This window comes from Kitasatospora sp. NPDC057692 (assembly GCF_042799475.1).
Classification (GTDB): Bacteria; Actinomycetota; Actinomycetes; order Streptomycetales; family Streptomycetaceae; genus Kitasatospora.
The window spans coordinates 43,640-69,450 of the sequence record NZ_JBHVIV010000016.1; the positions used below are offsets into that span (position 1 = coordinate 43,640).

Below are 25,811 nucleotides of genomic sequence, written 5' to 3' on the forward strand. Positions count from 1 at the left end.
TTTCACCCCCTTCCGCCCCCTTGTGTTTGTGGTGGGGGTGGGGGGGTCTTTTTTTTTTCTCACAGAGCGGGGGCGCGGCCCCCGGGGGGGGGGGGGGGGCGCCGCCCCCCCCCCCCCACCGCCGGTACGACCCTCAGCTCACGGCCGGGTGTCGTTCCGGGGTACCTTCTTCGGACAGCGTCCGAACAGCCGTCCCCGTTCCCCCGCGGGGCGGCGGCGAGAGAGATGGTGCGACGGTGGCCATGCCCGTCACCCAGGAGCGGTCCGGGACCGCACCCGAGACCCCCGACGAGGCATCAGGCCCGGGCCGCGCGGCCCGTGCGCTCGCCCGGATCCGGGCCGGCCTTCCCCGCACCGGGCTGGCCGCGCTCGCCGGCCTGCTGCTCGCGCTGGCCTTCCCGCCGTTCGACCTCTGGCCGCTGTCGGTCCTCGGCGTCGCCGCGCTCTCCCTGCTCACCCGGGGCCGCACCGCCCGCCAGGCCGCCTGGACCGGCTTCGCCTTCGGCCTGCCGTTCTTCCTGATGCTGCTCAGCTGGCTGCGGGTGATCGGCTGGGACGCCACGGTCGGCCTGTCGGTCATCGAGGCGCTCTTCCTCGCCGCCCTCGGCTCCGGCCTCGCCGTCACCTCCCGGCTGCCCGGCTGGCCGCTCTGGGGCGCCTGCCTGTGGATCACCCAGGAGTGGGCCCGCGACCGGCTGCCGCTCGGCGGCTTCCCCTGGGGCCGGCTCGCGTTCGCGAACACCGCCACTCCGTACACCCCGCTGGCCGCGCTCGGCGGCGCCCCGCTGGTGACCTTCGCCGTCGCCCTCTCCGGCACCCTGCTGGCCTGGGCGGCCGTGCGGGCGGTCGGCCGCGGCACCGCGCGCCGTCCGGTGCAGGCCGCGGCCGCCGGGCTCGGCGCCGTCGCCGCGCTGCTCGCCGGTTACCTGGTGCCGGTGCCCACCGCGCCCGCCGACACGGTCAAGGTCGCCGTCATCCAGGGCAACGTGCCCAACCCCGGCATGGACTTCCTGGGCCGCCCGATGATGGTGCTCAACAACCACGCCGCCGCCACCGAGAAGCTCGCCGAGGACATCGCGGCCGGCCGGGTGGAGAAGCCGGACATCGTCATCTGGCCGGAGAACTCCTCCGACCTCGACCCGTTCAGCGACCCGGCGGCCTACGCGCGGATCGACGAGGCCGTGCGGGCGGTCGGCGTGCCCACCCTGGTCGGCACCCTGGTGGACGGCCCCGACGAGCAGCACGTGCAGAACGAGGGCATCGTCTGGGACCCGAAGACCGGCCCGGGCGCCTCCTACACCAAGCAGCACCCGGTGCCGTTCGGCGAGTACGTGCCCTTCCGCGACCAGCTGTCCAAGGTGATCACCCGGCTCCAGCGGGTCGCCCGGGACTTCTACCCCGGCGACCACAACGGCGTCATGCAGCTCGGCCCGGCCCGGATCGGCGACGTCATCTGCTTCGAGGTCGCCTACGACGAGATCGTCCGCGACACCGTCGACCAGGGCGCCCGGGTCCTCGTCGTGCAGACCAACAACGCCACCTACGCCAAGACCGGCCAGCCGGAGCAGCAGCTCGCGATGAGCCGGCTGCGCGCCGTCGAGCACGGCCGCGCGGTGCTGATCGCCGCGACCAGCGGCATCAGCGCGGTGATCGCCCCGGACGGCAGCGTCGTCCAGCGCACCGAGGAGCTGACCGCCGCCGAGCTGTCCGCGACCGTCCCGCTGCGCGACGGCACCACCGTCGCCGACCGGGTCGGGGCCGTTCCGGAGTGGACCCTCGCGGTGGCCGGCCTGCTGGCCTGCGCCGGCGGCGTCCTGCTCGCCCGCCGGCGCCGCACCGGCGCGGACGGCGCGAACACTGCCCCGAAGGGCACCCCCGAGGGCACCCCGGAGGATGCCCCGGGCGGAACACCGGCCGCCGGCTGACCGTTGGACCAGGTGGTGCCGTAGCCGGCCCGGACCTCCCGTGCGGCGCGCAGAGCACCGCCTGGAGTGGATTCGTACCGTGACCCAGCAAGCTACCCCCGCCCGTCCGGCGCCGCGCTCGAAGCTGCGGCGGGTGCTGCCGCTGCTGCTGACCGCCTGGCTGGTGCTGGAGATCTGGCTGCTGGTCCAGGTCGGCTCGTGGCTGGGCGGCCTGACCGTGGTGCTGCTGCTGATCGCCGGCGCGGTGATCGGCGGTTCGCTGATCAAGCGGGCCGGCCGGCGGGCGCTGTCGGCGGCCCTGGAACAGACCCGCGACCCGCAGTCGAAGCAGCCGCAGACCGGCACCAGCCTGACCGTGCTGGCCGGCCTGCTGCTGATCCTGCCGGGCTTCCTCTCGGACGTCCTGGCACTGACCCTGCTGTTCCCGCCGACCCGCGCGCTGTGGCGGGCGGTCGGACGCCGGGTGGCCGACAAGGCGCTGCGCTCGACCTCGGTCGTCGGCGCCGACCCGTTCGCGGACGCGATGCGGCTGCAGGAGCAGCTGCGCATCCACCGCCCCGACGGCAAGGTGGTCCAGGGCGAGGTGGTGGAGCCGGGCAGCGGTCCGTCCGCCGGGCCGCAGGGGCCGGACACCACCTACCGCCCGCCGATCAACGGCTGACCCGGTCACCGGCCCCCGGCGATCCCCGGGGGCCGGTGCCGGCCCACGCGAAAGGGACCCTGGTGGCCAGGGTCCCTTTTCGCGTGCCCCCGCCCGTCGGCGGGAGCGGGGTCAGGCGCTCTTGCGGGTGTCCCGCGGGTGCACCGCGAGGTTCATCCCACCGGAGCGGAGCACGGCCAGCCGTTCGGCCAGCACCTCCTCCAGCTCCTCGCGCGTCCGGCGCTCCATCAGCATGTCCCAATGGGTGCGCGTCGGCTTCACCTTCTTCTCCTCCGGCTCGTCGCCGTCGAGGAGTGCAGCCTCCTGGCCACAGAAACGGCATTCCCAGGTCGAGGGGATCTCGGCCTCGACCGAGAAGGGAACCTCGAATCGGTGTCCGTTCTGACATGCGTACTCGACGGTCTGGCGGGGAGCCAGGTCGATACCGCGGTCGGTCTCGTAGCTAGTGGCCCCGAGTCGCGTGCCGCGGAGAGCTCGCTCGCTCATGAATCGTGCCTCCCGGGCTTATGGCCCACAGGACTAGTGTGGTCGCTGTTCTTCGTCGTTCGGTCAACGCTCGGCTTCCGACGAAGATTCCCGTCCCGGGACATGCGTCGTCTGTCGTGCCGCCCCTGTTTGTACCCACCGGCGCCCGATTTGTCACATCTGGCCGGTGATATCACCCCAGGTGTCACCTATTTCACATCTGGCGATCGGTCGGCCGTTCCCCGACGAGCGTACCGGGACGGGAACCGGCGGCCTGCGCCGCCCCTCCCGTCCGGGTGCCGGTCCGCCGGTCCGCCGGTCCGCCGGTCAGGCGAGCGGGCGGAAGCGTAGCGCGCCCGGGCCCTTGGCGAGGTCCACCCCGCCGTGCGGCTCGGGGCCGAGCTCCACCGGGACGGTCGCCGGGCCGTCCGGAACCGGCTGCACGGGCCGGACCGGTTGCACGGGCGGCACCGGTTGCACGGGCGGCACCGGCGCGGCGGGGGCGGCCGGGGCGGGCGCCTCGGTGCGGGTGTCGCGGTGCGGCAGCAGGGCGATCACGGCGTCGCGCAGCGCGGCCGGGGCCTCCTCGTCCAGCGGGTCGACGGTGGCCGGCACCTGGAGGCGGACCGGGGCGCCGGTGCCGATCCGGGCGTAGCCGCGTCCGGCCGGGGCCTGCGCGGCGGGAACGATGTCCAGCGGCACCCCGAGCGCCGCGTGGCCCGCCTCCGGGCCGGCCGGGCCGAGCACCACCCGGGCCCGGGTGGTGGCCCGTACGCTCGGCGAGATCCGGTCCCGGGCCTCGACGTCGTCGGCGACCACCACGGTGACCCGGGCGGCCCGGCCGTGCCGCAGCGGCAGCTCCAGGAGGTCCTGCGGGTCGGGGCGGCCCTCGGCGTGGGCCAGCTCGCTCAGCTCGGTCGGGTGGTCGAGCAGCAGCCACAGCGGCCGGGTGACGTCCTCCGGGGCGGCGGTGCCGGCGTGCCGGGCGGCGTTCAGCACGGTGAGCCGGCGCTCGGTCTCCCGGGCCGCCCACTGCAGCGCGGCCAGCGCGCCGTGCAGGCTGGTCTCCACGGTGTGCACGCCGGGCCGGTTGACCAGGCAGGCGTGCTCGCCGGTCCCGGCGCCGTCGATCACCACCAGGTCGGCGAAGGGCAGCGCCTGCAGCGCCACCGAGCGGACCAGGCTGGAGGTGCCGTAGCCGGCGACGCCGAGTGCCAGCAGGTGGGGCTCGGCCGAGCGCGGGCCGGTGCGCCAGACCACCGGCGGCTGCTGGGCGAGCGCCCCGCCCTGGTGCACCGGGATGGTGCGGGCGCTGCCGTCGCCGTCGGTGAAGCCGAGCACGATCTCGCCGGGGGCCGCCACGAACCGCTGCGCGGCGATGTCGGTGGGCAGCGGCGCCAGGGCGGCGATCCGCAGCGTGTTGGACTCCTCGTCCCAGTCGAAGCGGTACTCCCGGGCCCGCCCGGCCTTGCCCTGCACGACCTGCTCGATCCGGGCCCGGGCGGCCGGCTCGGTGTCGGTGAAGTACGCCGGGTAGGCGATCTCCAGCCGGGCGAGCCGGCCCTCGGCGTCGAACTCCCAGCCGGAGAAGACGTCCCGGTGGCTGCCCTCGTGGTGGTAGAGCGGGCCGAGCCCGTCGGGCCCGGCCAGGTACGGGGTGAGCGCCGCGTACAGCGCGCCGAGCTTGACCTCGGCGAGGTCCGGCTCGGGCGGGGCGGGCGCGGCCTTGGGGGCGCGGCCCGCCCAGGCGGCGCTGGCCATCAGCGCGATCAGCGCGAACAGCACGCCGTGCGGCAGCAGGTAGATCCCGATCAGCAGGGCGGCGGTCAGGAAGAGCGTCGGTCCGCGCCGGTCCTTCGGGGTGCTCCGCCAGCGCTCCTTGGCCCAGGCGGTGTGGTGGCGCAGTCCGCGGCCGATGACGGTGAGCGGCGCGAACATGTCGGAGGCGTGGTCGCCGGCGGTGCGGACGAGGTCGCGGCCCCTGGTGAGGTGGTGGCGGTTGAGCGGCATTCCTGGCTCCCCGGGCGGGTGGGACGGTCGGTGGGAAGGGCTGGCGGCAACGACCTGGCCCGGGGCGGTGGGATCCGCGCCCGGGCCGGTACGGGGGAGTGGGCCTAGAACTTGATGCCGCCGAGCAGGCTGGCGAGGCTGGCGCCGCCCGCCGTGATGCTCGGTGCGATCGAGGAGCCGGCGACGTAGAAGCCGAACAGGGCGCAGACGAGGGCGTGGGAGACCTTGAGTCCGTCCCTGCGGAAGAACAGGAAGGCGATGGTGCCGAACAGGACGATGCCGGAAATCGAGAGGATCACGATCTGCTCCTCGGGGGGAGAGGGCGGGGACAGTGCCACGGAAAGTGCCACAATCGTGACAAAAGGTAATAGCGGATGGAACGGGGCAAATGGGTGGATTCCCGGAGTTGCCGCCCCGGGCCGAAAAGTTCGCCCGAACGGCTGCGCAACCTTCGCGCCCACGCCTCGTGCGCTAGCGTGCCTCCGGCGCGACCACCGACAACGCCGGACGGCCCCCGCCGGGGCGCGTCCCCGCAGAAAGGCCGAGACATGACCCACACCCCCGACGCCGATGTGATCGCCCTGGCCGGCAGGCTCTTCGACGCCGCCCGGGCCGGCGACACCGCCACCCTCGCCGCGTACGTCGACGCCGGTGCCCCGGCCGACCTCACCAACGACCGCGGCGACACCCTGCTGATGCTCGCCGCCTACCATGGCCACGCCGCCGCCGTCACGGCCCTGCTGGAGCGCGGTGCCGACCCGGACCGGGCCAACGACCGCGGCCAGACCCCGCTCGCCGGCGCCGTGTTCAAGGGCGGCGACGACGTCGTCGACGCGCTGCTCGCGGGCGGCGCCGACCCGGCCGCCGGCACGCCGTCCGCCGTCGACACCGCCCGGATGTTCGGCAAGGAGGCCCTGGTCGCACGCTTCGAGGGCCGCCCCGAGGCGGGCTGAGCGCGGGCCGTAGGCTTGACCACCATGGAGAGCACCACCACCGGCGGCCCCTTCGTGCACGACACGCAGGGCGACGGCATCGAGATCCGGATCACCGGCTTCGGCCACCCCGACGCCCAGCTCCTCGCGGCAGAGGTCCAGCAGGAGTACGTCCGGCGCTACGGCGAGGCGGACCTCACCGAGCTGCACCCCGAGCACTTCGACCCGCCGGCCGGCCTCTTCCTGGTCGCCTACCTGGACGGCGTGCCGGTCGCCTGCGGCGGCTGGCGGGCCAAGCGGGCCGCGCCGTTCGGCATCCGCGACACCGACGCCGAGCTGAAGCGGATGTTCGTCCGCCCGCAGGCGCGCGGCCGCGGCCTGGCCCGGGTGGTGCTGCGCCACCTGGAGCGGACCGCCGCCGAGGCCGGGCGCACCCGGTTCATCCTGGAGACCGGCACCGAGCAGCCCGAGGCCGTCGCCCTGTACGCCTCCGAGGGCTACGCGGCGATAGAGAAGTTCGGCCTCTACCGCGAGCACGAGCAGAGCATCTGCCTCGGCAAGGAGTTCGACGGCGCGTCCGCCGTCTGACCCGCGCCCCGGCCGGGTAGCCTCCCGAGGGGTCCGAAGGATCCCTCGGGAGGGCTCGCGGGAGACGGGGGACGGGACGGATGACCGGATCGGTGCCACCCGCCCCGCCCGCCGAACCCGGCCCGCTCTCCGAACCCGGCCCGCTTGCCGAACTCGCCGCGCCCGGCGGGCCGTTGGAGCGGCTGGTGGCCGCCGGGCTGCGCGCCGCCGGGACCGGCGGCGTCTGGTCGGTCGGCGACGCGGGCGGCGTCCGGGGCCGCGGCCGCGCCGGGGTGCTCGGCCGAGGTCCTCACGGCGCACGGCCGATGGACCACGACACGGTCTTCGACCTGGCCAGCGTCACCAAGATCGTCGCGCTCTGGCCGTGTGCCGGGGCCCTGTGGCAGGCCGGCCGCCTGCCGCTGGACCGCCCCCTCGGCGACTACTGGCCCCCGGCCGCGGGCCGTCCCGTCGGAGCCGTGACGGCCCGTCAACTGCTCACCCACACCGCGGGCCTGCCGCTGCGCACCCGGTTCGCCGAACTGTACGGGCGCGACCCGGCGGCGATCAGGGCCGGGGTGCTCGCCGCCCCGCTGCACCGCCCGCCCGGCGCCGCCGTCGAGTACACCGACCGGGCCGCCGTCCTGCTCGGCCACCTGGTGGAGGACCTGGCCGGCGCCCCGCTCGACGAACTCGCCGCCCGGCGGACCTGGCGGCCGCTCGGCATGGCCGACACCGGCTACGGCCCGCTCGGTCCGGAGCGCGAAGGCCGCACCGCCCCCACCGAGTACGAGCCGGCGGCGGGCGCCCCGCTGCGCGGCGTCGTGCACGACCCCTCCGCCCGGCTGCTCGGCGGCGTCTCCGGCAACGCCGGAGCCTTCTCCACCGCCCGCGACCTGGAACGCTTCCTCACCGCGCTGCTGACCCCGCCCGCCGCGGCCGGGCCCCCGTGGGACGGCCCGTGGACCGCCGAGTCGCTGCGGGTGCACACCGGCGGCCTCGCGCCCGCCCGCGGCCTGTCCTGGCTCTGCGCCGCCGGTACCGACCCGGCCGAGGGCACCTTCGTCCACTACGGCTTCACCGGCACCGGCATCTGGATCTCCCGCCGCCGCGGCCGCTGGGCGCTGCTGCTCAGCAACAAGGTCCACTACGACCGGGACTTCCGGCCGCTCACCGACCTGCGCAACGCCTTCCGCCGGGCGGTCTTCGGTTAGGGCGCGGGACGAAAGGCGTCGCCCGGGAATTCCGTGAGCCATTCGGACGATGCTTCACGCCATTGACGGGGGAGCCCCCGAGGGGCATGCTGATCCCTGTTGCGGGACCATTGCGCAAGGCTGTCACCGATATTTCCGACGCCCCGGGGGAAGGGCGCCGGAAACAGGGCCGGAAGGCTCCCGGATTTGTGGGGGCGAATCCGCTCCGGCCCTCGGGGGGTGTCGGCCGCTCCGCCTCGGCCGGGATCGGCCGAGGTCAGCGCCGTGCCGCCCGGAGGGATACGACCCGGGCGGCGGCGACCGCGAGTTTCCAGGGCAGCGCACGATTTCAGGAATGCGGTGATTCCATGGTGGTCCAGAACTCCGCCGGAGACCGGCGCAGGAACTTCCCGGGCGACGGCCGGGGGATATTCGCGGAAGAGTCCGGCAAGTCCGCCCGGCCGGTTTCCGGGGCGGCTCCGGAGGAATTTCCGGGCGAGGACTTCGGGACGGCGCTGCGGCGGCTCAGGCTGGAGCGCGGCCTGTCCATGCGGGCCCTCGCCCAGCGGCTCGGCTACAGCGCGCACAGCGTCTTCTCCGACATCGAGGCCGGCCGCCGCATCCCCTCCGAGTCGCTGACCGGCTCCTACGAGGAGTGCTTCGGCCTGCCGCCGGGCTCGCTGCTCCCGCTGCGGCGGCGCGCCCTGGCCGACCGGGCCCGCCGGCTGACCGACCGCCCGGCCGCCGCCCCGGCGCCGGTGGCGCCGCTCCCGCCGGAGACCGCCCGGGCCGCGGACGGTGGGCCGCACCGGCCGGCCGCGTCCGACTCGGTGCTGGACGCCGCCGCCCGGCTGGCCGTCGCGGTCCTCTCCCGCACCCGGACCGTGGTCGACCGCTGGCGCGGGTGAGGACCCCGGCGGCGCTCCCTCAGCCCGCGGTGGCGGCGCGCCGCGCCAGGCACTCGGCGCGGGCGGCGCGGACGTCCTCGTCGTCCGGGAGCAGCTCGGCGGCGATCTCCAGGTCGGCCAGCGCCGCCTCCCAGCGGTCCGTGCGCAGCAGCACGTAGGCGCGGTTGAAGCGGACCAGCGGATCCTCGGGCGCGAGGCGGACGGCGCGCTGGAGATCGGCCAGCGCGGCCTCCGGTTCGCCCGCCCGATAGGCGGCGCCGGCCCGGCCGCACAGCGCGGGCAGCAGGTCGGGGTCGGTGCGCAGCGCCCGGTCGAAGGCCTCGATGGCGGAGCGCTGGTCGTCCTGCTCGGCGTGCACCCGGCCCAGCACCGCCAGCAGGTGGGCGTTGTCCGGGGCCAGTGCCAGACCGGCCAGGGCGTCGCGCCCGGCGCCCGCGACGTCGCCCTCGTCCAGCAGCAGCCCGGCCCGGTTGACGTAGGCGTCGACGAAGCTCGGGTCCAGCACCAGCACGTAGCCGAAGTCGGCGAGCGCGCCCTCGACGTCACCCAGCGAGCAGCGGACGTCGCCGCGGTTGTAGTACACCTCCGGGAACGGCGGGCCGAGCCGCAGCGCGGTCTCGTACGCGGCCAGGGCGCCCTCCTCGTCGCCGCGCCGGCGCAGCAGGTTGCCGAGGTCGAAGTGGTACTCCGGGTGGTTGGGGTCGCTCTCGATGACGGAGCGCAGGTCGGCGAGCGCCTCGTCCAGCCGGCCGAGGCCGGTCAGTACGGTGGAGCGGTTGTGCCGCAGCACCGAGCGGTGCAGGCCGTGCTCGTCCGCGCCGAGGTCCCGGTCGAGCTCCGCCAGTCCGGCGGTGACCAGGTCGAGCGCGGCCTGCGGGCGGCCGCGGTGCGCCTCGATGAGGGCCAGGCCGTTGTTGTGGAAGACGGTGTTGAAGGCGCGCTGCCGCGGGTCGGGCAGCAGGGAGGCGATCGCGATCGCCTCGTTGATCCAGGCCATCGCCCGCTCGTGGTCGCGGCGGTCCGGGGAGCGGTGGCGGGTGTAGAGCATGGCCGTCGCGTAGGCGCACTGGAGGTGGGCGGTCGGGTCGACGGAGTGGACCCGGACCTCGTGGCAGACCGCCTCGGCCTCCTCGGCGCGTCCGAGGGCGGAGAGCGAGGTCGGCATCTTGCCGGTGAAGTGCCACCAGGCCTGCGGGAACGCCACCGGGTCGAGGTGGGAGCGGCCGCGGCGGCAGAACTCCAGGCTGGCGTGGTAGAAGCCGAGCAGCATGCAGGCGTCCATCGCCCTGGCGAGCGCGGGGAGGCCGGCGCCGCCGACGTCGGTGCCGTGTTCGAGGTGGTAGGGGAGGGCGCCCAGGTCGAGCGAGGGCTCGCCGAGCGCGGCCAGTTCGGCGGCCCGCCGGTCGTGCAGCTCCCGGCGCTCGCGCACCGGCAGCGCGCGGTAGGCGGCCAGGGCGGCCGGGTCGTCGTCGGTGCCGTCGCCGGCCACGTACCGGGCGGCCAGGTCGGCCCCGCTCGCCGGTCCGCCCTGTGGTTCGGCCTGCGGTCCGCCCTGCGGGGCGGTGACGAGCGTGCAGTACCGGGCCAGCACCTCGGGCAGGTTCTCGCCGAGCGGCGTCCCGGCCTCCACCGCCCGGTCGACGGGCAGCGGGTCGAGCAGCGCCCCGGTCCCGCCCGCGACCACGGTCAGCAGCGCCGGGTCGGTGCGCCGGAGCAGGACGGAGAGGAACTCCAGGTCGGTCGGGTCGGCGTGGTCGAGGTCCTCGACGAGCAGGGCGTGCGGCCCGTCGGCCCGCCGGGTCAGCAGCTCGGCCAGGAACTCCTGGAGGCCGTGGGCGATGCGCAGCGTCCGCCAGCGGGAGTAGAACCTGGTCCGTTCCTGCGGGACGGCCAGCGAGGTCAGCGTCTCCCGGGTGGCCGGCACCAGCTCGCGCAGCTCCGGCGCGGCGGTCAGCAGCTCCACCTCGTGCGCGGCGACCAGCTCCGGCCACCGCTCGGCCGCGGCGGGCACGACGGCGCGCAGCAGCGTGCCGGCCGCCGTGTAGGGGCCGCGCAGCCGGCGGTGCGCGGAGACCTCGGGCAGCAGCGGCAGGGGCAGCGCGAGCGCGGCCCGGGCGGCGGCGCGGTCGCGGCGCAGGCTCCCGGTCACCAGGACGTGGTGGCCGGATCCGGTGGACGGTGTGGACATCGGACCTCCAGGGGCGGCGGCGGGGCGGGGTCGGGGGTGCGGGGCGGCCGGGATCACGGGGCGGCGGCGATCACGGGGCCGCCGGGAGCGCGCCGGGGGCGGCCGCCGCACGCCGGGCCCGCCGCTCCCGCAGGTACAGCGCGGTGGAGAGGGCGACCTCGCCGACGGTCAGGACGAGGAAGGCGACGCTGTCGGCCAGTCCGGCCCAGCGGTGGCCGCCGTCCCCGGACAGCTGGTCGAGCACCGACCGGTACGCCCGGGCCACGATCGGCGGCAGGTTCACCGCCAGCGTCGCCAGGGCCAGCGTGTAGCCGACCGCCATCAGCACCGAGTACCAGCGGGCCACCGCGCGGTCCCGCGGGTGCCAGCGCTCCGGGTCGTACGGGGCCGGGCGGCCGCGCAGCCGCGCCCAGCGGTCGGCCAGGACCTGCTTGGCGGTGGTGTGCAGGTCGACGCAGCCCAGCACCGTGGCGACGAGGTAGTACACGTCGGTGCGCAGGAAGAAGAAGGCCTGCCAGACCACCCGCAGCACGGTCGAGTAGGCCAGGCCGAGCGCGACCCCGCCGACCGCGGACAGCGCGCCGTCGGAGTGCCGGGTGCCGGCCGCGACCAGCGTCAGCGCGGCCAGCACGCCCAGGTCGGCCAGCACCCCGGCGAGCATCGGCAGGATCCGGCGCCGGCGGTCCACGCTGACCAGGCCGTCGAGTTCGGTCTGCACCACCACGAAGTACAGCCGCCGGCCCACCGACAGCCGGGACGGCAGACCCAGCCGGCGGCCGGCCAGCGCGTGCGCGGCCTCGTGCACCAGGATCAGCGGCGCCTGCGCCAGGAACATCACGATGACCAGCACCGACAGGTACGGGGAGAAGAACAGGTGCCGGTAGCCGGGGACCAGTTCGGGCGAGCGCACCAGGGCGGCCGCCGATCCGGCCAGCAGGGCCAGGTAGAGCGCGGCGCCGACCGGGGAGAACACCGCGCGGCCCAGCCGCTGCCAGCGCACCGGTGCGGGTGGCGGTGCGGGGGCCTCGCCCGGGTCGCGCAGGAAGCCCAACTCGCCGAGGTCGGCGACGAACTCCTCGATGTCGACCGTCTCGCCGTAGCTCTCCGCGTACCAGCGGGCCGCCTCGGCGGGCTCGGTGCCGTCGACCAGCCGCCGCAGCAGGGCGGCGCCGTCGGCGGGCAGCACGACGAAGGTTCCCTCGTCGAGCCGGCCGACGGTCACCTCCTCGCCCTCCGGCTGGAAGACCAGCGGGTGGAAGGCCAACGGGGCGGCGCGGTGCGGTGGTTCGGGGATCGGGAGGCCGTCGCTCGCCGGTCCGGGCGGTGCGGTGGCAGGCCGGTCTGGCATCGCTCCTCCAAGCGGATCGCCGGGCGCGGGTCGTCACGGCTCGTCGGTGCGGGCCACCGGCGGCGGGCGGGCTTGTAGACCGCCCGCCGCCGGGGCACGGCGCTCGGGACTAGGCCGGGAGCACGACGGGCGGCCAGGTCGGGCCACAGGGGCCGCCGCCGTAGAGCGAGGCGCCGCTGGTCAGGCGGACGGAGCCCGCCTTGCGAATGGCGATCTTCTTCATGTCGGTCACCTCCTCTCGCCGGGTGTAGGGACGACGGTGCCCCCGGGCCGGACCCCGGCCGCCGCGGGGCGGCAGACCGGGTCCGTCGGGGACACGTCATCTCTAGCAGGGGAGGAGGCCTGTACTCGATGCCTCGCGAACACTTCGGGTCCAGGGCGAGAACTGGTCGCGTACGGCCCCGCGAACACCGTCCGGACCGGCGAACTGACGGCCCGTGAGGTGATGGATCGTCAGATCAGGGTGGACCAGTACGACCAGAACCGGTTGAGGATCAGCAGGGCGATGACCGCCGCCCACAGCACCGGCGGTGCCCAGTGGTAGCGGGCCGCCTCCCGGACCACCGGCTGCAGCCGGGGTCCGACCGGGATCACCCCGGAGCGCAGGTTGTGCAGCGTCGTGTACCAGAACAGCGGGACCACCGTCGCCCAGACCACCATGCAGTACGGGCAGAGCGCGCCGATGTCGTACAGCGCCTGGTCGATCAGCCAGTGCACGAAGCCCACCCCGAACACCGTCCCCACCTGGAGCCCGAGCCAGAACCACCGGCGGTACGCGGCCCCCGCCAGCAGTCCGGCGCCGACCGCCGCCAGCGCGCCGAACGCGGCCAGCCCCAGCAGCGGGTTGGGGAAGCCGAACACCCCGGCCTGGTCGGTGCGCATCACCGAACCGCAGCTGATCACCGGGTTGAGGTTGCAGCTCGGGATGTAGGAGGGGTCCTCCAGGATGCGGAGCTTGTCGAAGGTCAGCACGGCCGAGGCCGCCAGTCCGATCAGGGCGGCGATCAGGACGAACAGCGAGAACGCGCGGCCCGCGCCGATCGGCGCCGAACCGGACGCGGCCGGCGCGGGGGAGGCGGGGCGGGAGGACGGGGAGGACGGGGGCAGAGCGGTCGATGCGGTCATGGCAGAGCACTCCGGGGGTGAGGAGGGGGCCGGCCCGGCCGGGAATCGGCCGGGCCGGTGGTGCTCACTGCAAGCCCGCGGCCTGCTTCACCTGGGCGGTGAACTGCTCCGGCGTCACCGCGCGGTTGCCGCTGAACAGCGTCAGCGGCTTGCCGTCCAGCTTCACCGTCGGGGTCCCGGTCACCCCGCTGTCGTTGAACGCGTCCGCGACCTTCTTCGCCCACGGCGCGTACGTCCGGTCGTTGACCGCCTTGACGAACGCGTCCGTCTTCAGCCCCGGCACCTGGTCCGCCAGCTTCAGCAGGAAGTCGACGTCGCCGAAGCCGTCCTCGCGCTCGTCGGGCTGGTTGGCGTACAGCACATCGTGGTACGCCTTGAACTTGTCCACGCCCTCGTTCACGGCGGCGCCGACCGCGGCCAGGGCGGTGCGCGAGCCCTTCCCGTTGAGGTTCTTGTCCAGGAAAGCGGCCAGGTGGTACTCGACCTTCACGGTGCCGTCGTCCACCAGCTTCTTGACGGCCTCGCCGTTGGTGGCCTCGAAGGTCTTGCAGACCGGGCAGCGGAAGTCCTCGAACACCTGGAGGGTGTGCGCGGCCTCCGGCTTGCCCCAGGTGATCACGGTGCCGTCGGCGCCGGAGGTGTTCGCGGGGACGACCAGCGCGGTCGGCTCGGCGGCCGCGGACGAGGACTTGTCGTCGCCGGCCGTGCCGATCGCGAGTGCGGTGCCGCCGACCAGGGCGAGCGCGACGGCGGCCGAGACGCCGACGACGATCCGCTGACGGCGCTTGGCGGCCTGCTTCTCCTGGCGCTGGGCCTCCTGGATGCGCTCACGGGCGCTGATCTTCTGGGCCTGCTTGCGGGAGGGCTTCTGGTTGGGGTGAGCCATGCTCGGTCAACTCCGTGGTGGGGGCGCGCCGCGGGGCGCGCGGGGGTGTCCCGCTCCGGCGCGCGGCACGGCGTGCTGGGCACGGGTGCGCGGGGCGGGAGGGGTGACTGGACGAGAAGCGGAGTTGTGCGCCGCCCGCCACGGGAGCTTCGGAGGACCGGCCTCGCCGTGTCGGCGAGGGGGCCGGGCTTCAGGGGCTCGTCAGCAGGCAGGCGCGAGCAGCGGCGGGCCGCGGCGCGGCGCCGGGCTCAGCACCACGTCCTCACGGCGCGGGCGGCGGCGGTCCGGGACCGGCAGCGGCACACGCAGCACCGGCCGGGCCGGCGCCGGGACCAGCAGCAGGACCAGCGCCCGCAGCGGGGCCGCGACGGCCTGGCGCAGGGCGCGCAGCGCCCGCCCGAGGCCCGACAGGGCGGCGTCGCCGAGGCGCAGCCAGGCGGCGGCGGCCAGGGCGATCACCAGGTGCACCAGCAGGAGCAGCATCTGGGTGGCGGCGGGCGCCAGCCGTCCGGAGTGCCCCAGCTGGCCGTAGAACAGCGAGGACCCGTCCACCGAGCCGCCGCCGCAGACCAGCAGGTTCATGCCGCGGGCCGGGAGGTCGCCGCCGAGGACCGGGCCGCAGGCGGTCTGGCCCAGGTTGAAGGTCGTGTTGAGCAGCAGCTCGACCGGGACCATCACGGCCGCGATCTGCGGCAGTCGCCGCTCCCCGCCGGCCAGCACGGACGAGACCAGGAAGACGACGGCGGCGGCCGTCGCCACCAGCGTGAGCGGCAGCGGACGGCCGGTGATGAGGACCTGGCCCAGCGCGGACAGCGGCACGGCGAGCGCGGTGAACACCGCGGCCCGCAGGGCCCTCGTCGCGTGGGTGGAGGTCGTCATGTTCGGGAGTATGTCACGACGTTTACATCGTGCACGAGGGTGCGTCGGGGGTTGCGGCCGGATCGGGGCACAGGTTGTCCCGCATCGGTCGTTCGTTCGGGAGGTGGGGGTGGGGAGTTCACCGGAGCGATGGGTTTGACGGGGTTCCGGTGGGGTGAGGGGTCGTCAGCCACTGTCGGGGGTGGTGGGACGGTCCGACAATCGGGCGATGGACTACGCCCCTGGCCCGGGGCCGACGGCGCCGTGGCCCCTGCCCTGGCCGCCGCCCTGGGCGTCGCCGTGGCACTGCCCGTCGCCGTCGCCGTCGGCCTCGCCGCCCTCGTCCTCGCCCTCGGCGACCCCGGTGGTGCCGACGCCGACGGTCTCCCCGGCGCCGTCGCCGCCGGTCCCTTCGCCGAGCGCCGCTCCTGAGCCCGCGCCTTCGGCGGCGCCGACCGCCGCGGTCTCCCCGGCCGCCGCACCCCACGCGGTGAAACCGACGCCGACCGTGACGCAGACCGCGACGCCGACCGCGCCGCAGACCGCGCCGCCGACGTCGATCCGGGTTCCTGTTCCGGCCGCGATGCCGCCCCGGGCCCCGATCACCGTGGAAGCGGTGGCACCCGTTCCGACGGCCTCGCCGAGCTGGACGGCGCAGCCCCCGCCTCCGGCCCCGCCGCCCGCCCCCGGCCCGACGGCCACCCTCGCGGTCGTCGCCGCCGCGCCCCCGCCGTCCGCCGCTCCGCCCGAAGCCGGACTCGACCCGGGTACCTGGACCGCGGTCCTCGTCCTCACCGTCCTCGTCCCGGCCGCCCTCGCGGCCGCCCTCGGCCACCACCACGCGACCTCCCGGAGCCGCCGATGAACCCCGCCCCCCTGCTGAGCGCCGCCGCGTGCGTGACGGTGGCCGTCGGCGCACTCGCCCTCGCCCACCGCGTACGCCCGGCCGTACCCGAGGGCGAACTCCCGCCCGAACCCCACCCCGTCCTCTCCAGCATCGGCTCCGGCCTGCTGTCCGGCTTCATCCTGCTCACCGGCTTCCTCGTCGCCACCGGCTGGGCCGCCCGCACCACCGGCACCGCCCCACCCCGGGGCCTCTACCTCGCCGACATCGCCGCCGGTACCGCCGTCCTCCTCTACCCCGCCCTGGCCGGCCTTCCTTTCACCCCCCGCTACACCACCGCCGTGGTCTTCTTCGCCGCGCTGGTCGGCTACACCATGTCCCTGGCCATCCAACTCCGCCCCTGACCCCACCGCTCGGCCCCGTCGGCTTCCCGCACCCGCACACCCCGGAGCCGAGCCGGGGGCTCGCCCATGGAGTGGTGGTGTGGAAAGTCGGCTGGGTCGACTTCCTGTGCCGTGTGCGGTGTGCGGCTGGGAGGGGTTGGGGTTCGTGTGCGGCATGTCGGCCGGGTTGGGGGCTCGTGTGGGAGGTGGCGGCACGGGAAGTCGGCCGGGTGGACTTTTCAATCCACGTGTCCCTGTCAATCGCGGGTGCGGGGTTGTGGTCGGGAGTGGGGCGGCTTCTGGGTTCGGCTGCGGGTGTTCTCGTGGCCGGGTGGCCGGAAGGAGGTCTGCCCGGGGTGGGGTGGGCGGGCTAGCCTGGAGGCGTTCCGGAGGCGCCGGGGAAGGGTGCGGGCGGATGGCGGGCGACGTGGTCACGGTGGGCGAGGTGGTGCTCGGGCGGATCCGGGCGCAGGCCGAGGTGCTGGCCGGGCTGGACGAGGCGGTGCGGGCGGACCGGCCGGACGCCGTGCACCGGATGCGGGTCGCCTGCCGGCGGTTGCGCAGCGCGTTCCGCACCTACCGGGGATTGCTCGCGCCCGGGGCCACGGACGAGTTGGTGGCCGAGCTGCGGTGGCTGGCCGCCGCGCTGGGGCGGGCCCGGGACCGGGAGGTGCTGGGCGAGCGGCTGGCCGCGCGGGCGCGGGAGCTTCCTGCGGAGTGCGGGCCCGAGCGGGTCGCGGCGGAGTTGGAGCGCTGGGGGAGTGCCGAATACCTGCGGGTCCGGCCGGAGGTGGTGGCCGCGCTGGACAGCCCGCGGCGCCGCGCCCTGGCGGACGGCCTGGCGGCGCTGCTCGCCGACCCGCCGCTACGCGGCAGGGCGGGCCGGGCGGCCGGTCCGGAGCTGGCCAGGGTGGCCGCGCGGGAGCAGCGGCGGACGGCGGAGCGGGTGCGGTCGGCGCTCGCGGACGGCGCGGAACCGGACGTGGCCCTGCACGAGGCCCGGAAGGCGGCCAAGCGCGCCCGGTACGCGGGCGAGACCGCGCTGCCGGTGGCGGGCCGGGCGGCGGAGCGGTACGTGGAGCGGATGAAGGCTGTCCAGGAGGTGCTGGGAGAGCACCAGGACGCGGTGGTGGCGTCGGCCGCGCTGTGGGACCAGGCGGGCGTGTCCAAGGAGCCGTTCGCCTACGGCGTGCTGTGCGGGCAGCAGCTGGCGGAGGCGGAGCGGGCCCGGCTCGCGCTGCCGGAGGTTTGGGCGCGCGCGGCCCGGCCGAAGCTGGCGCGGTTCGTCTGAGGGTGAGGGTGGGGCTGGGGCCGGTGGTGCGGAGGGGCTGTGTGGCGTGGCCCGTGCCGAGCCGGCCGGTGGGGGTGTTGCTCGGGCTGGGGTGGGTGCGGTCTGTCTGGGGGGCGCACCTGGGCGGGATCGATTCCGGCGGTGTAGAGGTGGCCGTGCGCTGACAGTGGCGGGGCTGTGTCCTGGGCGGTCAGGGTGGTGTGGTCGAGGCTGAGTCCGGCTGCGCGGCACGGCCGTGGTGAGCCGGCTGGTGGTGGTGTTGTTCGGGGTGCGGCGTGGCCCGTGCTGAGCCCGTCGGGGGGTGGGGTCAGTCGTCGGTCGGGGTGAGGCCGGCGGTGCGGGCGGCGGTGCGGAGGAGGTCGCGGAGCATCGCGGTGGTGAGGCGGCCGGTGTTGGTGTTGCGCGGGCTCACGTGGTAGCAGCCGTACAGGTCGAGCGGTGGGCCGCCGGCGCGGGACGGCAGGGTGGCGTGGGCGCCGTGGCCGAACACGGGGCGGGGGCGGGGGATCGTCCAGCCGGCCGCGTCGAGGGCGGGGAGGAGTGCCTGCCAGGCGAAGCCGCCGAGGGCGACGACGCTGCGCACGGTGGGGCGCAGGAGGTCGAGCTCGCGGGCGATCCAGGGGCGGCAGGTGTCGCGCTCGGCGGTGGTGGGCTTGTTGTCGGGCGGGGCGCAGCGGACCGGGTCGGTGATCCGCACGCCGTGCAGGGCCAGGCCGTCGCCGTGCCGGACGGACTCGGCGCGGTTGGCGAGGCCGAGGCGGTGGAGGGCGGCGTAGAGGAGGTCGCCGGAGGGGTCGCCGGTGAAGATCCGGCCGGTGCGGTTGGCGCCGTGCGCGGCGGGGGCGAGGCCGACCAGGACGAGCGGGGCGTCGGGCGGGCCGAAGCCGGGGATCGGGCGGGCCCAGTAGTCCCAGTCCAGGTAGGCGCGGCGCTTGGTGCGGGCGGTCTCCTCGCGCCACTCGACCAGCCGCGGGCAGGCCCGGCAGCCGGTGACGACGCGGTCGAGGGCGGTGAGGTCCGCGGCGCGGGCGGCGGCCGCGGCGGGGTGGCGCGGGTGGTCCGGGTCGTCGGCGGGGTCCGGCGGGCCGGCGGGGAGCTGCGGCTGCGGCATGGCGATGATCCTAGGCCTGCCCGCGGACTCCCGTTGTCCGCCCGAGGAGCGGGCCGCGCGGCGCTCCCGGCGGCCGGGCAGGCGTAGCGTGGAAGCAGTGGTTCCGGCGGTCGGCGGCCGGGTCGGGTCGGCGACGGTCGGGGCTCGCTGCTGCGCGAGGAGGCCGTCATGGTCGTCGATGTGGTGGTCGGGGTCATTGTCGCGGTGCTGCTGCTGACGGCCGTGGTGGGCGGGCTGAGCCTGCGGGTGGTGCAGCAGTTCCAGCGGGGTGTGGTGTTCCGCTTCGGCCGGGTGCGCGACGAGGTGCGTGACCCGGGGCTGGTCGCGCTGATGCCGGTCGCGGACCGGCTGCGCCGGGTGAACGTGCAGATCGTGACGCTGCCGATCCCGGCGCAGGAGGGCATCACCCGGGACAACGTGACCGTCCGGGTCGACGCGGTGGTGTACTTCCGGGTGGTGGACCCGGTGAAGGCGATCGTCAACGTGCAGGACTACAACTTCGCGATCTCCCAGGTGGCGCAGACCTCGCTGCGGTCGATCATCGGCAAGAGCGAACTGGACGACCTGCTGGCCAACCGCGAACCGATCAACCAGGGCCTGGAGTTGATGATCGACAGCCCGGCGCTGGGCTGGGGGATCGAGATCGACCGGGTGGAGATCAAGGATGTCGCCCTGCCGGAGGCGATGAAGCGCTCGATGTCCCGGCAGGCGGAGGCCGAGCGGGAGCGGCGGGCGCGGATCATCACGGCGGACGGCGAGTACCAGGCGTCCGCGCGGCTGTCGGAGGCGGCGGCGGTGATGAGCGAGACCCCGGCGGCGCTCCAACTGCGGCTGTTGCAGACGGTGGTGGAGGTCGCGGCGGAGAAGAACTCGACGCTGGTGCTGCCGTTCCCGGTGGAACTGCTGCGGTTCCTGGACAGCGCGGCCGAGACGCACCGGCGCGGGGTCGAACAGCGGGACGCGGCCGGCGAGGACGCGGGGGAGGTGGAGGCGGAGCCGGAGGCGCCGACGCTGCCCGGCATGGAGCGGATGGAACAGCTGGAACTGCCGCCGCTGGAGGAGGTGCTGGACCGCTCGCCGCTGGACCCGCCGGAGCGGCGCGAGGGCGGCGGAGCGGGGAAGGCGGAGGGGCAGGGGGAGGGGGAGGAGGACGCGACCTAGCGGGCCCGGTGGCGGGGCTCCCGGCACCGGACCACGATGGAGACGTGGGAGTGGCAGGCACGTCAGGAGGCCGATCATGACCAATGCGGGCGACATCATGCACCGGGGCGCCGAGTGCGTGCGCGAGCACGAGACGCTCGCCACCGCGGCCCGGATCATGAAGGAACGCGGAGTCGGGGCACTGCCGATCTGCGGAGAGCGGCAGAAGCTCCTGGGCATCCTCACCGACCGGGACATCGTGCTCAAGTGCGTGGCCGAGGGGCTGGACGCGGAGCAGGTGACGGCCGGGGACGTGGCCCAGGGGCGGCCGATGACGGTGGAGGCGGACGAGGACGTCGAGCAGGTGCTGCGGGTGATGGAGCAGTACCGGGTGCGCCGGCTGCCGGTGATCAACCACCCGGAGCACGAGCTGGTCGGCATGATCAGCGAGGCGGACATCGCCCGCGGCATGCCGCAGGCGCGGGTGGCGGAGTTCGTGACGGCGGTCTGCGCCGAGGACTCGCCGCGCTCGAAGGAGGTGCTGGAGACGCCGCAGGGCGTGTGACGGGACGAGCGGTTCCGGTTCAGGTGACCGCGTAGGACCGGCGGCTCAGGCCAGCGCGTAGACCGCGGTGGCGTGGGCCGCCGCGTCTTCCTCGCCCTCCGCGGTCAGGGTGATGTCCAGGAAGGCGATCCGCCGGCCCAGCTTGGTGACCCGGGCGTGCACCAGGACGTCCCGCCCGGTGACCGCGCGCTGGAAGCTGGCCGACTGCTGGACGGTGGTCATCGGGCCGAAGCCGCCCCGGGCCGCCGCCACCGCGATCACGCCGGCGGTGTCGGCGGCGGCCATCAGGGCCTGGCCGGAGAGCGCCCCGCCCTCCCTGGCCAACTGGTCGGACCAGGGCAGGCGCAGTACGGCGTGGCGCTCGCCGGTGTCGGTCACCGACAGGCCGAGCGCCCGCACCCAGGGGGCGAAGTTGTCGGCCAGGATCGCGTCCGCCTCGGCGGTGGTGAGGGTCATGCCGCCATTGTGGCGGGCGGGGCGCGCGGTGTCAGGGGTTCGGCTCCCCCGCGTGCGGCTCCCGTGCGTGCGGCTCCCCCGCGCGCAGCGCCCGCTGCATCAGCTCCGCCAGGTGCAGGGCCCGGCGGCCGTCGGCCAGCTGGGCGATCTGGGTGCGGCAGCTGAAGCCGTCCGCGAGGAGCACGGTGTCCGGCCCGGCGGCGCGGACCTCCGGGAGCAGGACGCGCTCCGCGATCGCCACCGACACCTCGTAGTGGCCGCGTTCGAAGCCGAAGTTGCCCGCCAGGCCGCAACACCCGGAGTCCAGGACCCGGTTGGCGACGCCCATCCGCCGCTCCACCCGGCGGTCGGCCGCGCTGCCGAGCACGGCGTGCTGGTGGCAGTGGGTCTGGGTGACGGCGTCCACCGGCAGCTGCGGCAGCGGCGCCTCGGGCGCGTACTCGTCGATGAACTCGGCGAAGGTGCGGGTCCGTTCGGCCAGCGGGCGGCCCTCGGCGCCGAGCAGTCGCGGCACCTCCTCCCGCAGGGTCGCGGTACAGCTCGGGTCGAGCCCGACGACCGGGGTCCCGGCGGGCAGGCCGGTGGCGGCGAGCGCGGCCAGGCTGCGCCGCATCGCCCGCCGGGCGCCCGGGAGTTGGCCGGTGGAGTACCAGGTCAGGCCGCAGCAGACCGGGCCGGCGGGCAGCCGGACGTCGAAGCCCAGGTGCTCCAGCACCTCGACGGCCGCGCGCAGCACCTCCGGCTGCAGGTGGTTGGCGAAGGTGTCCGGCCAGAGCAGCACGGGCGGCGCGCCGGCCGGGGCCGGGCCGGCGGCCGCGCGGTGGCGCCGGTACCAGCGGGTGAAGGTCTCCGGCGGCAGGACCGGCAGCACCCGGCGCGGATCGATCCCGGCGAGCCGCTTGAGCGCGCCCGCCGCCGGTGAGCGGGCGAGGGTGTTGGCCGGGCCGGGGGCCAGGGCGGCGGCGCGCAGCCAGTGCGGCAGCCGGCCGAGCGCGTAGTGCGCGGCGGGGCGCGGCCGGTGCCGGTAGTGCTGGTACAGGAACTCGGTCCGGTAGGTGGCCATGTCGACGTGGACCGGGCAGTCGCTCGCGCAGCCCTTGCAGCCGAGGCAGAGGTCCAGCGCCTCGCGGACCTCGGCCGAGCGCCAGCCGTCCGGGATCGCGCCCCCGGACCGGCCGCCGCCGCGCAGCATTTCGGCGAGCAGCCGGGCCCGGCCGCGGGTGGAGTGCCGCTCCTCGCCGGTGGCCATGTAGCTGGGGCACATCACCCCGGTGGTCGGGTCGACGCACTTGGCGACGCCCACGCAGCGGCGCACCGCCTTGGCGAGGCTGCCGCCGTCCTGTTCGTACGGCAGGGCGAGCGGCAGCGGCAGCACCGGGCCGGTGAACCGCAGGTCGGCGTCGAGCGGGCGCGGGTCGACCAGGGTCCCGGGGTTGAGCAGCCGCTCCGGATCCCAGATCCGCTTGAACTCCCGGAACAGCTCGATGACTTCGGGCGGGTACATGCGCGGCAGCAGCTCGCCGCGGGCCTGGCCGTCGCCGTGCTCGCCGGAGAGCGAACCCCCGTACGAGACCACCAGATCGGCGGCCTGCTCCAGGAACTCCCGGAAGACCAGCACCCCGTGGGGCGCGGCCAGCGGGAAGTCCATCCGCAGGTGGACGCAGCCCTCGCCGAAGTGCCCGAACGGTACGCCGCGCAGGCTGTGGCGGCGCAGCAGCGCGCGCAGCTCGCGCAGGTAGTCGCCGAGCCGCTCCGGCGGGACGGCGGAGTCCTCCCAGCCGGGCCACGCCTCCCCGCCCCCGGGGAGCCGGGTGACGATCCCGGCCCCCGCCTCGCGCACGGCCCACAGCTGGTGCTGCTCGGCCGGGTCGGTGACCACGGCGACGGCGGCGGTGCGCTCGCGCCGTACGGCGTCGGCGATCCGGCGGGCCGCGTCCAGCGCCTCCGCCGCCGTCGCGCCGCCGGTCTCCAGGAACAGCCAGCAGGTGCCGTCGGGCAGCCGGTCCAGGGCCGGCGGGCGCGGCCCGGCGGCGAGCAGCGCGGCGATCAGGTCGGCGGCCATGCCCTCGACGGTGAGCGGGCCGAGCGGCAGCAGCGCGGGGACGGCGTCGGCGGCGGCCGTCTCGTCCGGGTAGCCGGCCAGCACCAGGGCGCGCGCGGGCGGGTCCTCGACCAGCTTGACGGTGGCGCCGAGCAGCAGCGCGCAGGTGCCCTCGGTGCCGGTGAGCGCGCGGGCCAGGTCGTGGCCGCGCTCGGGCAGCAGCGCGTCCAGCGGGTAGCCGGAGACCCGGCGCGGCAGGGCGGGCATGCCGCGCCGGATGACGGCCAGGTTCCGGTCGGTGAACTCCTGGAGCCGGTGGTGGAGTTGGCCGGCCCGCCCGGGCAGGGCGGCGAGCGCGGCGCGCCCGTCCGGGCCGAGCGGGCCGCCGACGGTCAGCTCGGTGCCGTCGGCGAGCAGCAGGTCCAGCGACTCGACGTTGTCGGCGGTCCGGCCCCAGGCCACCGAGTGCGCGCCGCAGGAGTCGTTGCCGATCATGCCGCCGAGGGTGCAGCGGCTGTGCGTGGACGGGTCGGGGCCGAACCGCAGGCCGTACGGGCGCGCGGCGCGCTGCAGGTCGTCCAGGACGGCGCCGGGCTCGACCCGCGCGGTGCGGCGCTCGGGGTCGACGCCGAGCACGGCGCCGAGGTGGCGGCGGAAGTCGAGCACCACCGCGCCGGGGCCGATCGCCTGTCCGCCGATGCTCGTCCCGGCGCCGCGCGCCACCACGGGGACCGCGTACCGGCGGCAGAGCGCGAGCGCGGTGCGCACGTCGTCGAGGTCGGCGGGCTTGACGACGCCGAGCGGCAGCTGGCGGTAGTTGGAGGCGTCGTGGCTGTAGACGGTCCGCTCGGCGGCGCCGAAGCGGACCTCGCCGCGCAGCACGGCGGACAGCTCGCGGGCCAGGTCGGTGCCGGGCGCGGTGTCGGGTCGGCTCACGGGCGGTCCTCCCGGGGCGGTGGTGCCTGCCGGCGGCGGGTGCGGCTGAGCCGATCATCGCAGCCGGGACCGGCGGGCGGTACCGGGAAAGGGCTGGCCGGGCGCCCGGGGCGTCTGGCAGGGTCGGTGTCCGTGATCATCGACCCTCACGACGCCCCCCGCCCCTTCCTCGCCCACCTGCCGGCCGGCGAGCGCCTCCCGATCCCGGAGGACGCCGCGCCGTCCTGGGAGATCTTCCCGTACGAGCCGTCCGAGGGCGGCGGGCTGCGGGTGCGGCCGCTGGACGCCCCCGAGCTGCCCGAACCGCCCCGGCACGGCGAGGCCGGCCCGGCCGAGTGCGGCGAGTGCGGCCGCCCGGACGAGGACTTCGTCTGGACCGACGAGCACTGGCGGCTGCGCGCCTACGGCCGGCCGCACGGGCTGCCCGCCGTGCTGCTGCTCAACCCGCGCGGCCACCACGACCTGCTCGACCTCCCGCCGGCCCGGGCCGCCGAGCTCGGCCCGGTGCTCCAGCGCGTGGAGCGGGCGGTGCTCGGGCTCGGCGGCATCGGCCGGGTGCACGTCAGCCGCTGGGGCGACGGCGCGGCCCACCTGCACCTGTGGCTGATCGCCCGTCCCGAGGGCCAGCGGCAGCTGCTCGGCTCGACCCTGCCGCTGTGGATGGACCTCCTGCCGCCGCTGCCGGACGAGGCCCGCGCCGACACCCTGCGCCGGATCGCCGCCGCCCTCGCCGCCGAGGGCGGCACCGCGCACGTCTGACCGCCCGGTCACCGGCCCCTCCGCCCCAGGCCCGTCCGCCCCTACCGGCGGCGGGCCGCTCCGGTGAGGGTGCTGGCGGCGATGTGCGAGAGCTTGGCGACCTCGAACGCCGGGTAGGCGCCGCCCGCCAGCAGCGAGAACTTGACGCCCTCGCGGCCGGCCGGGCGCCGGTGGCCCGGCGGCTGGAAGCGGCGGTGGTGCTCGGCCGCCCGGTGGAAGAACTGCGGGCGCTCCGCGCGGGCCACGCAGCCCGCCAGGTCGAAGACGAACAGGTAGTGCCGGATCATCCGGGTGAACAGCGCCTCCCGGACGGCGTCCGGGACGTCCAGGACGTCCAGCAGCGCGAAGCTCCGCTCGTACTGCTCGAAGATGTCGAAGCTGCTGCCGCCCGGCGAGCCGGTCGGGTGGACGGTCTCCCGGCGGCGCAGCTGCACGGCGGCGCGCGGCAGGACGGCGATCCGGCGGGCCGTCAGCATCGCCCGGTGGACGGGCGGGATCTCCTCGTACCGGCCGTCGGGGAACGTCAGGCCCTGCTGGAGCCAGTGCGCGCGGGAGACCAGGCGGTCCCAGATCAGCGCGGGCGCGCCCAGCAGTTCCGGGTGGTCCAGCGGGGCGAAGGCCTCGGGTCCGACCTCGGCGAGCAGTGCCTCGGCGCCGCCGGGCCAGTCCCGGCCGTTGTGCTGACGGGTGTGGCCGAAGAGCAGCAGGTCGACCGGCCCGGTCCGGTCCAGCCGCTCGGCGAAGGCGCCCAGGGCGTCGCGGGCGAGCAGGTGGTCGGCGTCCAGGAAGAGCAGGTACTCGCCCCGGGCGTGGGCGGCGCCCGCGTTGCGGCTGACGCCGACGCCGACGGCCGCGTCGAGGCGCAGCACGGAGACCTGGGGGTGGCGGGCCGCGTAGCGCTCGGCGAGCTGCGCCGGGATCTCGGGGGAGCGGTCGACGACCACCAGCACCTCGAAGTCGCGGAAGGACTGGGCGAGCAGCGAGTCCAGGCAGTCCGCGAGCTGTTTCCGCTGGTCGTAGGCGGGGATCACGACGCTGATCAGGGGTGAGGGCATGACGCGGGAGCGTAGGAGCGCCTGCGAACGGTGGCAAAGCCCTGACGGTCCGTAGGTGGGGCAATCCGGTCAAATCATACGGACGTGCGCCATATCTTCACCGACTGCCCCGGGCGCGTCCACGTCAGGACCGGGATCCCCCGGCTGCGGCCCCGGCGCGCGCC

General features: G+C 75.7%; 25 protein-coding genes. 12 read left to right on the forward strand and 13 right to left on the reverse strand.

Translation table 11 applies throughout. The features are described 5' to 3' along the window. Positions 1–242 precede the first annotated feature (242 nt). A complete protein-coding gene (lnt, locus tag ACFVFS_RS12320) occupies positions 243–1,925 on the forward strand; it encodes an apolipoprotein N-acyltransferase (protein ID WP_380623047.1) in 1,683 nt (560 codons plus the stop codon). A 79-nt stretch (positions 1,926–2,004) separates the two neighbouring features. Then, positions 2,005–2,586 carry an FxsA family membrane protein gene (fxsA, locus tag ACFVFS_RS12325; RefSeq protein ID WP_380623049.1) on the forward strand — a complete coding sequence of 194 codons (582 nt, stop codon included), beginning with the start codon at positions 2,005–2,007 and terminating at the stop codon, positions 2,584–2,586. Positions 2,587–2,697: 111 nt separating this feature from the next. On the opposite strand, the gene ACFVFS_RS12330 is transcribed toward fxsA, so the two are convergent. From ACFVFS_RS12330 to ACFVFS_RS12340, 3 genes are all read right to left on the reverse strand, one after another. Then, positions 2,698–3,072: an RNA polymerase-binding protein RbpA gene (locus tag ACFVFS_RS12330; RefSeq protein ID WP_380623051.1), complete on the reverse strand. Its 375-nt coding sequence runs from the start codon at positions 3,070–3,072 to the stop codon at positions 2,698–2,700. A gap of 306 nt (positions 3,073–3,378) precedes the next feature. Next, complete coding sequence (locus ACFVFS_RS12335; RefSeq protein ID WP_380623053.1) at positions 3,379–5,061, reverse strand: hypothetical protein; 1,683 nt, start codon at positions 5,059–5,061, stop codon at positions 3,379–3,381. Positions 5,062–5,165: 104 nt separating this feature from the next. Beyond that, positions 5,166–5,360, reverse strand: a complete 195-nt coding sequence (locus ACFVFS_RS12340; protein WP_350541028.1) for a hypothetical protein — start codon at positions 5,358–5,360, stop codon at positions 5,166–5,168. 249 nt (positions 5,361–5,609) lie between these two features. On the opposite strand from ACFVFS_RS12340, the gene ACFVFS_RS12345 reads away from it, so the two are divergent. From ACFVFS_RS12345 to ACFVFS_RS12360, 4 genes are all read left to right on the forward strand, one after another. Further along, a complete protein-coding gene (locus ACFVFS_RS12345) occupies positions 5,610–6,014 on the forward strand; it encodes an ankyrin repeat domain-containing protein (RefSeq protein ID WP_380623055.1) in 405 nt (134 codons plus the stop codon). 24 nt (positions 6,015–6,038) lie between these two features. Beyond that, entirely contained in the window at positions 6,039–6,581 is a 543-nt protein-coding gene (locus ACFVFS_RS12350; RefSeq protein WP_380623057.1) for a GNAT family N-acetyltransferase, read from the forward strand. Between the two features lie 80 nt (positions 6,582–6,661). Further along, complete coding sequence (locus ACFVFS_RS12355) at positions 6,662–7,774, forward strand: serine hydrolase domain-containing protein (RefSeq protein ID WP_380623059.1); 1,113 nt, start codon at positions 6,662–6,664, stop codon at positions 7,772–7,774. Between the two features lie 347 nt (positions 7,775–8,121). Then, positions 8,122–8,661, forward strand: coding sequence for a helix-turn-helix domain-containing protein (locus tag ACFVFS_RS12360; protein ID WP_380623061.1), 540 nt, complete (start codon positions 8,122–8,124; stop codon positions 8,659–8,661). 19 nt (positions 8,662–8,680) lie between these two features. On the opposite strand, the gene ACFVFS_RS12365 is transcribed toward ACFVFS_RS12360, so the two are convergent. From ACFVFS_RS12365 to ACFVFS_RS12390, 6 genes are all read right to left on the reverse strand, one after another. After that, positions 8,681–10,849: a tetratricopeptide repeat protein gene (locus ACFVFS_RS12365; protein WP_380623063.1), complete on the reverse strand. Its 2,169-nt coding sequence runs from the start codon at positions 10,847–10,849 to the stop codon at positions 8,681–8,683. A gap of 70 nt (positions 10,850–10,919) precedes the next feature. Then, positions 10,920–12,197 carry a hypothetical protein gene (locus ACFVFS_RS12370; RefSeq protein WP_380623065.1) on the reverse strand — a complete coding sequence of 426 codons (1,278 nt, stop codon included), beginning with the start codon at positions 12,195–12,197 and terminating at the stop codon, positions 10,920–10,922. Between the two features lie 453 nt (positions 12,198–12,650). Further along, positions 12,651–13,322 (reverse strand): vitamin K epoxide reductase family protein, encoded by a 672-nt coding sequence (locus ACFVFS_RS12375; protein ID WP_380623066.1) that lies wholly within the window; start codon positions 13,320–13,322, stop codon positions 12,651–12,653. A 64-nt stretch (positions 13,323–13,386) separates the two neighbouring features. Next, complete coding sequence (locus ACFVFS_RS12380; RefSeq protein WP_380623068.1) at positions 13,387–14,208, reverse strand: thioredoxin domain-containing protein; 822 nt, start codon at positions 14,206–14,208, stop codon at positions 13,387–13,389. 201 nt (positions 14,209–14,409) lie between these two features. Next, positions 14,410–15,087: a hypothetical protein gene (locus ACFVFS_RS12385; protein WP_380623070.1), complete on the reverse strand. Its 678-nt coding sequence runs from the start codon at positions 15,085–15,087 to the stop codon at positions 14,410–14,412. A 213-nt stretch (positions 15,088–15,300) separates the two neighbouring features. Next, positions 15,301–15,672 carry a hypothetical protein gene (locus tag ACFVFS_RS12390; protein WP_380623072.1) on the reverse strand — a complete coding sequence of 124 codons (372 nt, stop codon included), beginning with the start codon at positions 15,670–15,672 and terminating at the stop codon, positions 15,301–15,303. A 10-nt stretch (positions 15,673–15,682) separates the two neighbouring features. Between ACFVFS_RS12390 and ACFVFS_RS12395 the strand changes: the two genes are divergently transcribed. The 3 genes from ACFVFS_RS12395 to ACFVFS_RS12405 all read left to right on the forward strand — a co-directional run bounded on the left by ACFVFS_RS12395 (position 15,683) and on the right by ACFVFS_RS12405 (position 17,584). Further along, positions 15,683–15,931 (forward strand): hypothetical protein, encoded by a 249-nt coding sequence (locus ACFVFS_RS12395; RefSeq protein WP_380623074.1) that lies wholly within the window; start codon positions 15,683–15,685, stop codon positions 15,929–15,931. After that, positions 15,928–16,314: a hypothetical protein gene (locus ACFVFS_RS12400; protein WP_380623076.1), complete on the forward strand. Its 387-nt coding sequence runs from the start codon at positions 15,928–15,930 to the stop codon at positions 16,312–16,314. The genes ACFVFS_RS12395 and ACFVFS_RS12400 overlap by 4 nt, the downstream gene beginning before the upstream one ends. A 394-nt stretch (positions 16,315–16,708) precedes the next feature. Then, positions 16,709–17,584 carry a CHAD domain-containing protein gene (locus ACFVFS_RS12405; RefSeq protein ID WP_380623078.1) on the forward strand — a complete coding sequence of 292 codons (876 nt, stop codon included), beginning with the start codon at positions 16,709–16,711 and terminating at the stop codon, positions 17,582–17,584. A 307-nt stretch (positions 17,585–17,891) separates the two neighbouring features. Here ACFVFS_RS12405 and ACFVFS_RS12410 read toward each other — a convergent pair whose 3' ends face one another. After that, a complete protein-coding gene (locus tag ACFVFS_RS12410) occupies positions 17,892–18,695 on the reverse strand; it encodes a uracil-DNA glycosylase (protein WP_380623080.1) in 804 nt (267 codons plus the stop codon). 168 nt (positions 18,696–18,863) lie between these two features. Between ACFVFS_RS12410 and ACFVFS_RS12415 the strand changes: the two genes are divergently transcribed. Next, positions 18,864–19,856 (forward strand): slipin family protein, encoded by a 993-nt coding sequence (locus ACFVFS_RS12415; RefSeq protein WP_380623082.1) that lies wholly within the window; start codon positions 18,864–18,866, stop codon positions 19,854–19,856. Between the two features lie 76 nt (positions 19,857–19,932). Further along, positions 19,933–20,400 carry a CBS domain-containing protein gene (locus ACFVFS_RS12420; protein WP_380623083.1) on the forward strand — a complete coding sequence of 156 codons (468 nt, stop codon included), beginning with the start codon at positions 19,933–19,935 and terminating at the stop codon, positions 20,398–20,400. 45 nt (positions 20,401–20,445) lie between these two features. Here ACFVFS_RS12420 and ACFVFS_RS12425 read toward each other — a convergent pair whose 3' ends face one another. Both ACFVFS_RS12425 and ACFVFS_RS12430 read right to left on the reverse strand, forming a co-directional pair. Beyond that, positions 20,446–20,856, reverse strand: coding sequence for a PaaI family thioesterase (locus tag ACFVFS_RS12425; protein WP_380623085.1), 411 nt, complete (start codon positions 20,854–20,856; stop codon positions 20,446–20,448). 31 nt (positions 20,857–20,887) lie between these two features. After that, positions 20,888–23,833 (reverse strand): FAD-binding and (Fe-S)-binding domain-containing protein, encoded by a 2,946-nt coding sequence (locus ACFVFS_RS12430; protein ID WP_380623087.1) that lies wholly within the window; start codon positions 23,831–23,833, stop codon positions 20,888–20,890. A gap of 132 nt (positions 23,834–23,965) precedes the next feature. Between ACFVFS_RS12430 and ACFVFS_RS12435 the strand changes: the two genes are divergently transcribed. After that, positions 23,966–24,592 carry a hypothetical protein gene (locus ACFVFS_RS12435; RefSeq protein WP_380623089.1) on the forward strand — a complete coding sequence of 209 codons (627 nt, stop codon included), beginning with the start codon at positions 23,966–23,968 and terminating at the stop codon, positions 24,590–24,592. Positions 24,593–24,633: 41 nt separating this feature from the next. On the opposite strand, the gene ACFVFS_RS12440 is transcribed toward ACFVFS_RS12435, so the two are convergent. Then, the gene (locus tag ACFVFS_RS12440) at positions 24,634–25,647 is read right to left on the reverse strand and encodes a glycosyltransferase family 2 protein (RefSeq protein ID WP_380623091.1); all 1,014 of its coding nucleotides are present in this window, start codon (positions 25,645–25,647) and stop codon (positions 24,634–24,636) included. Positions 25,648–25,811: the final 164 nt, after the last annotated feature.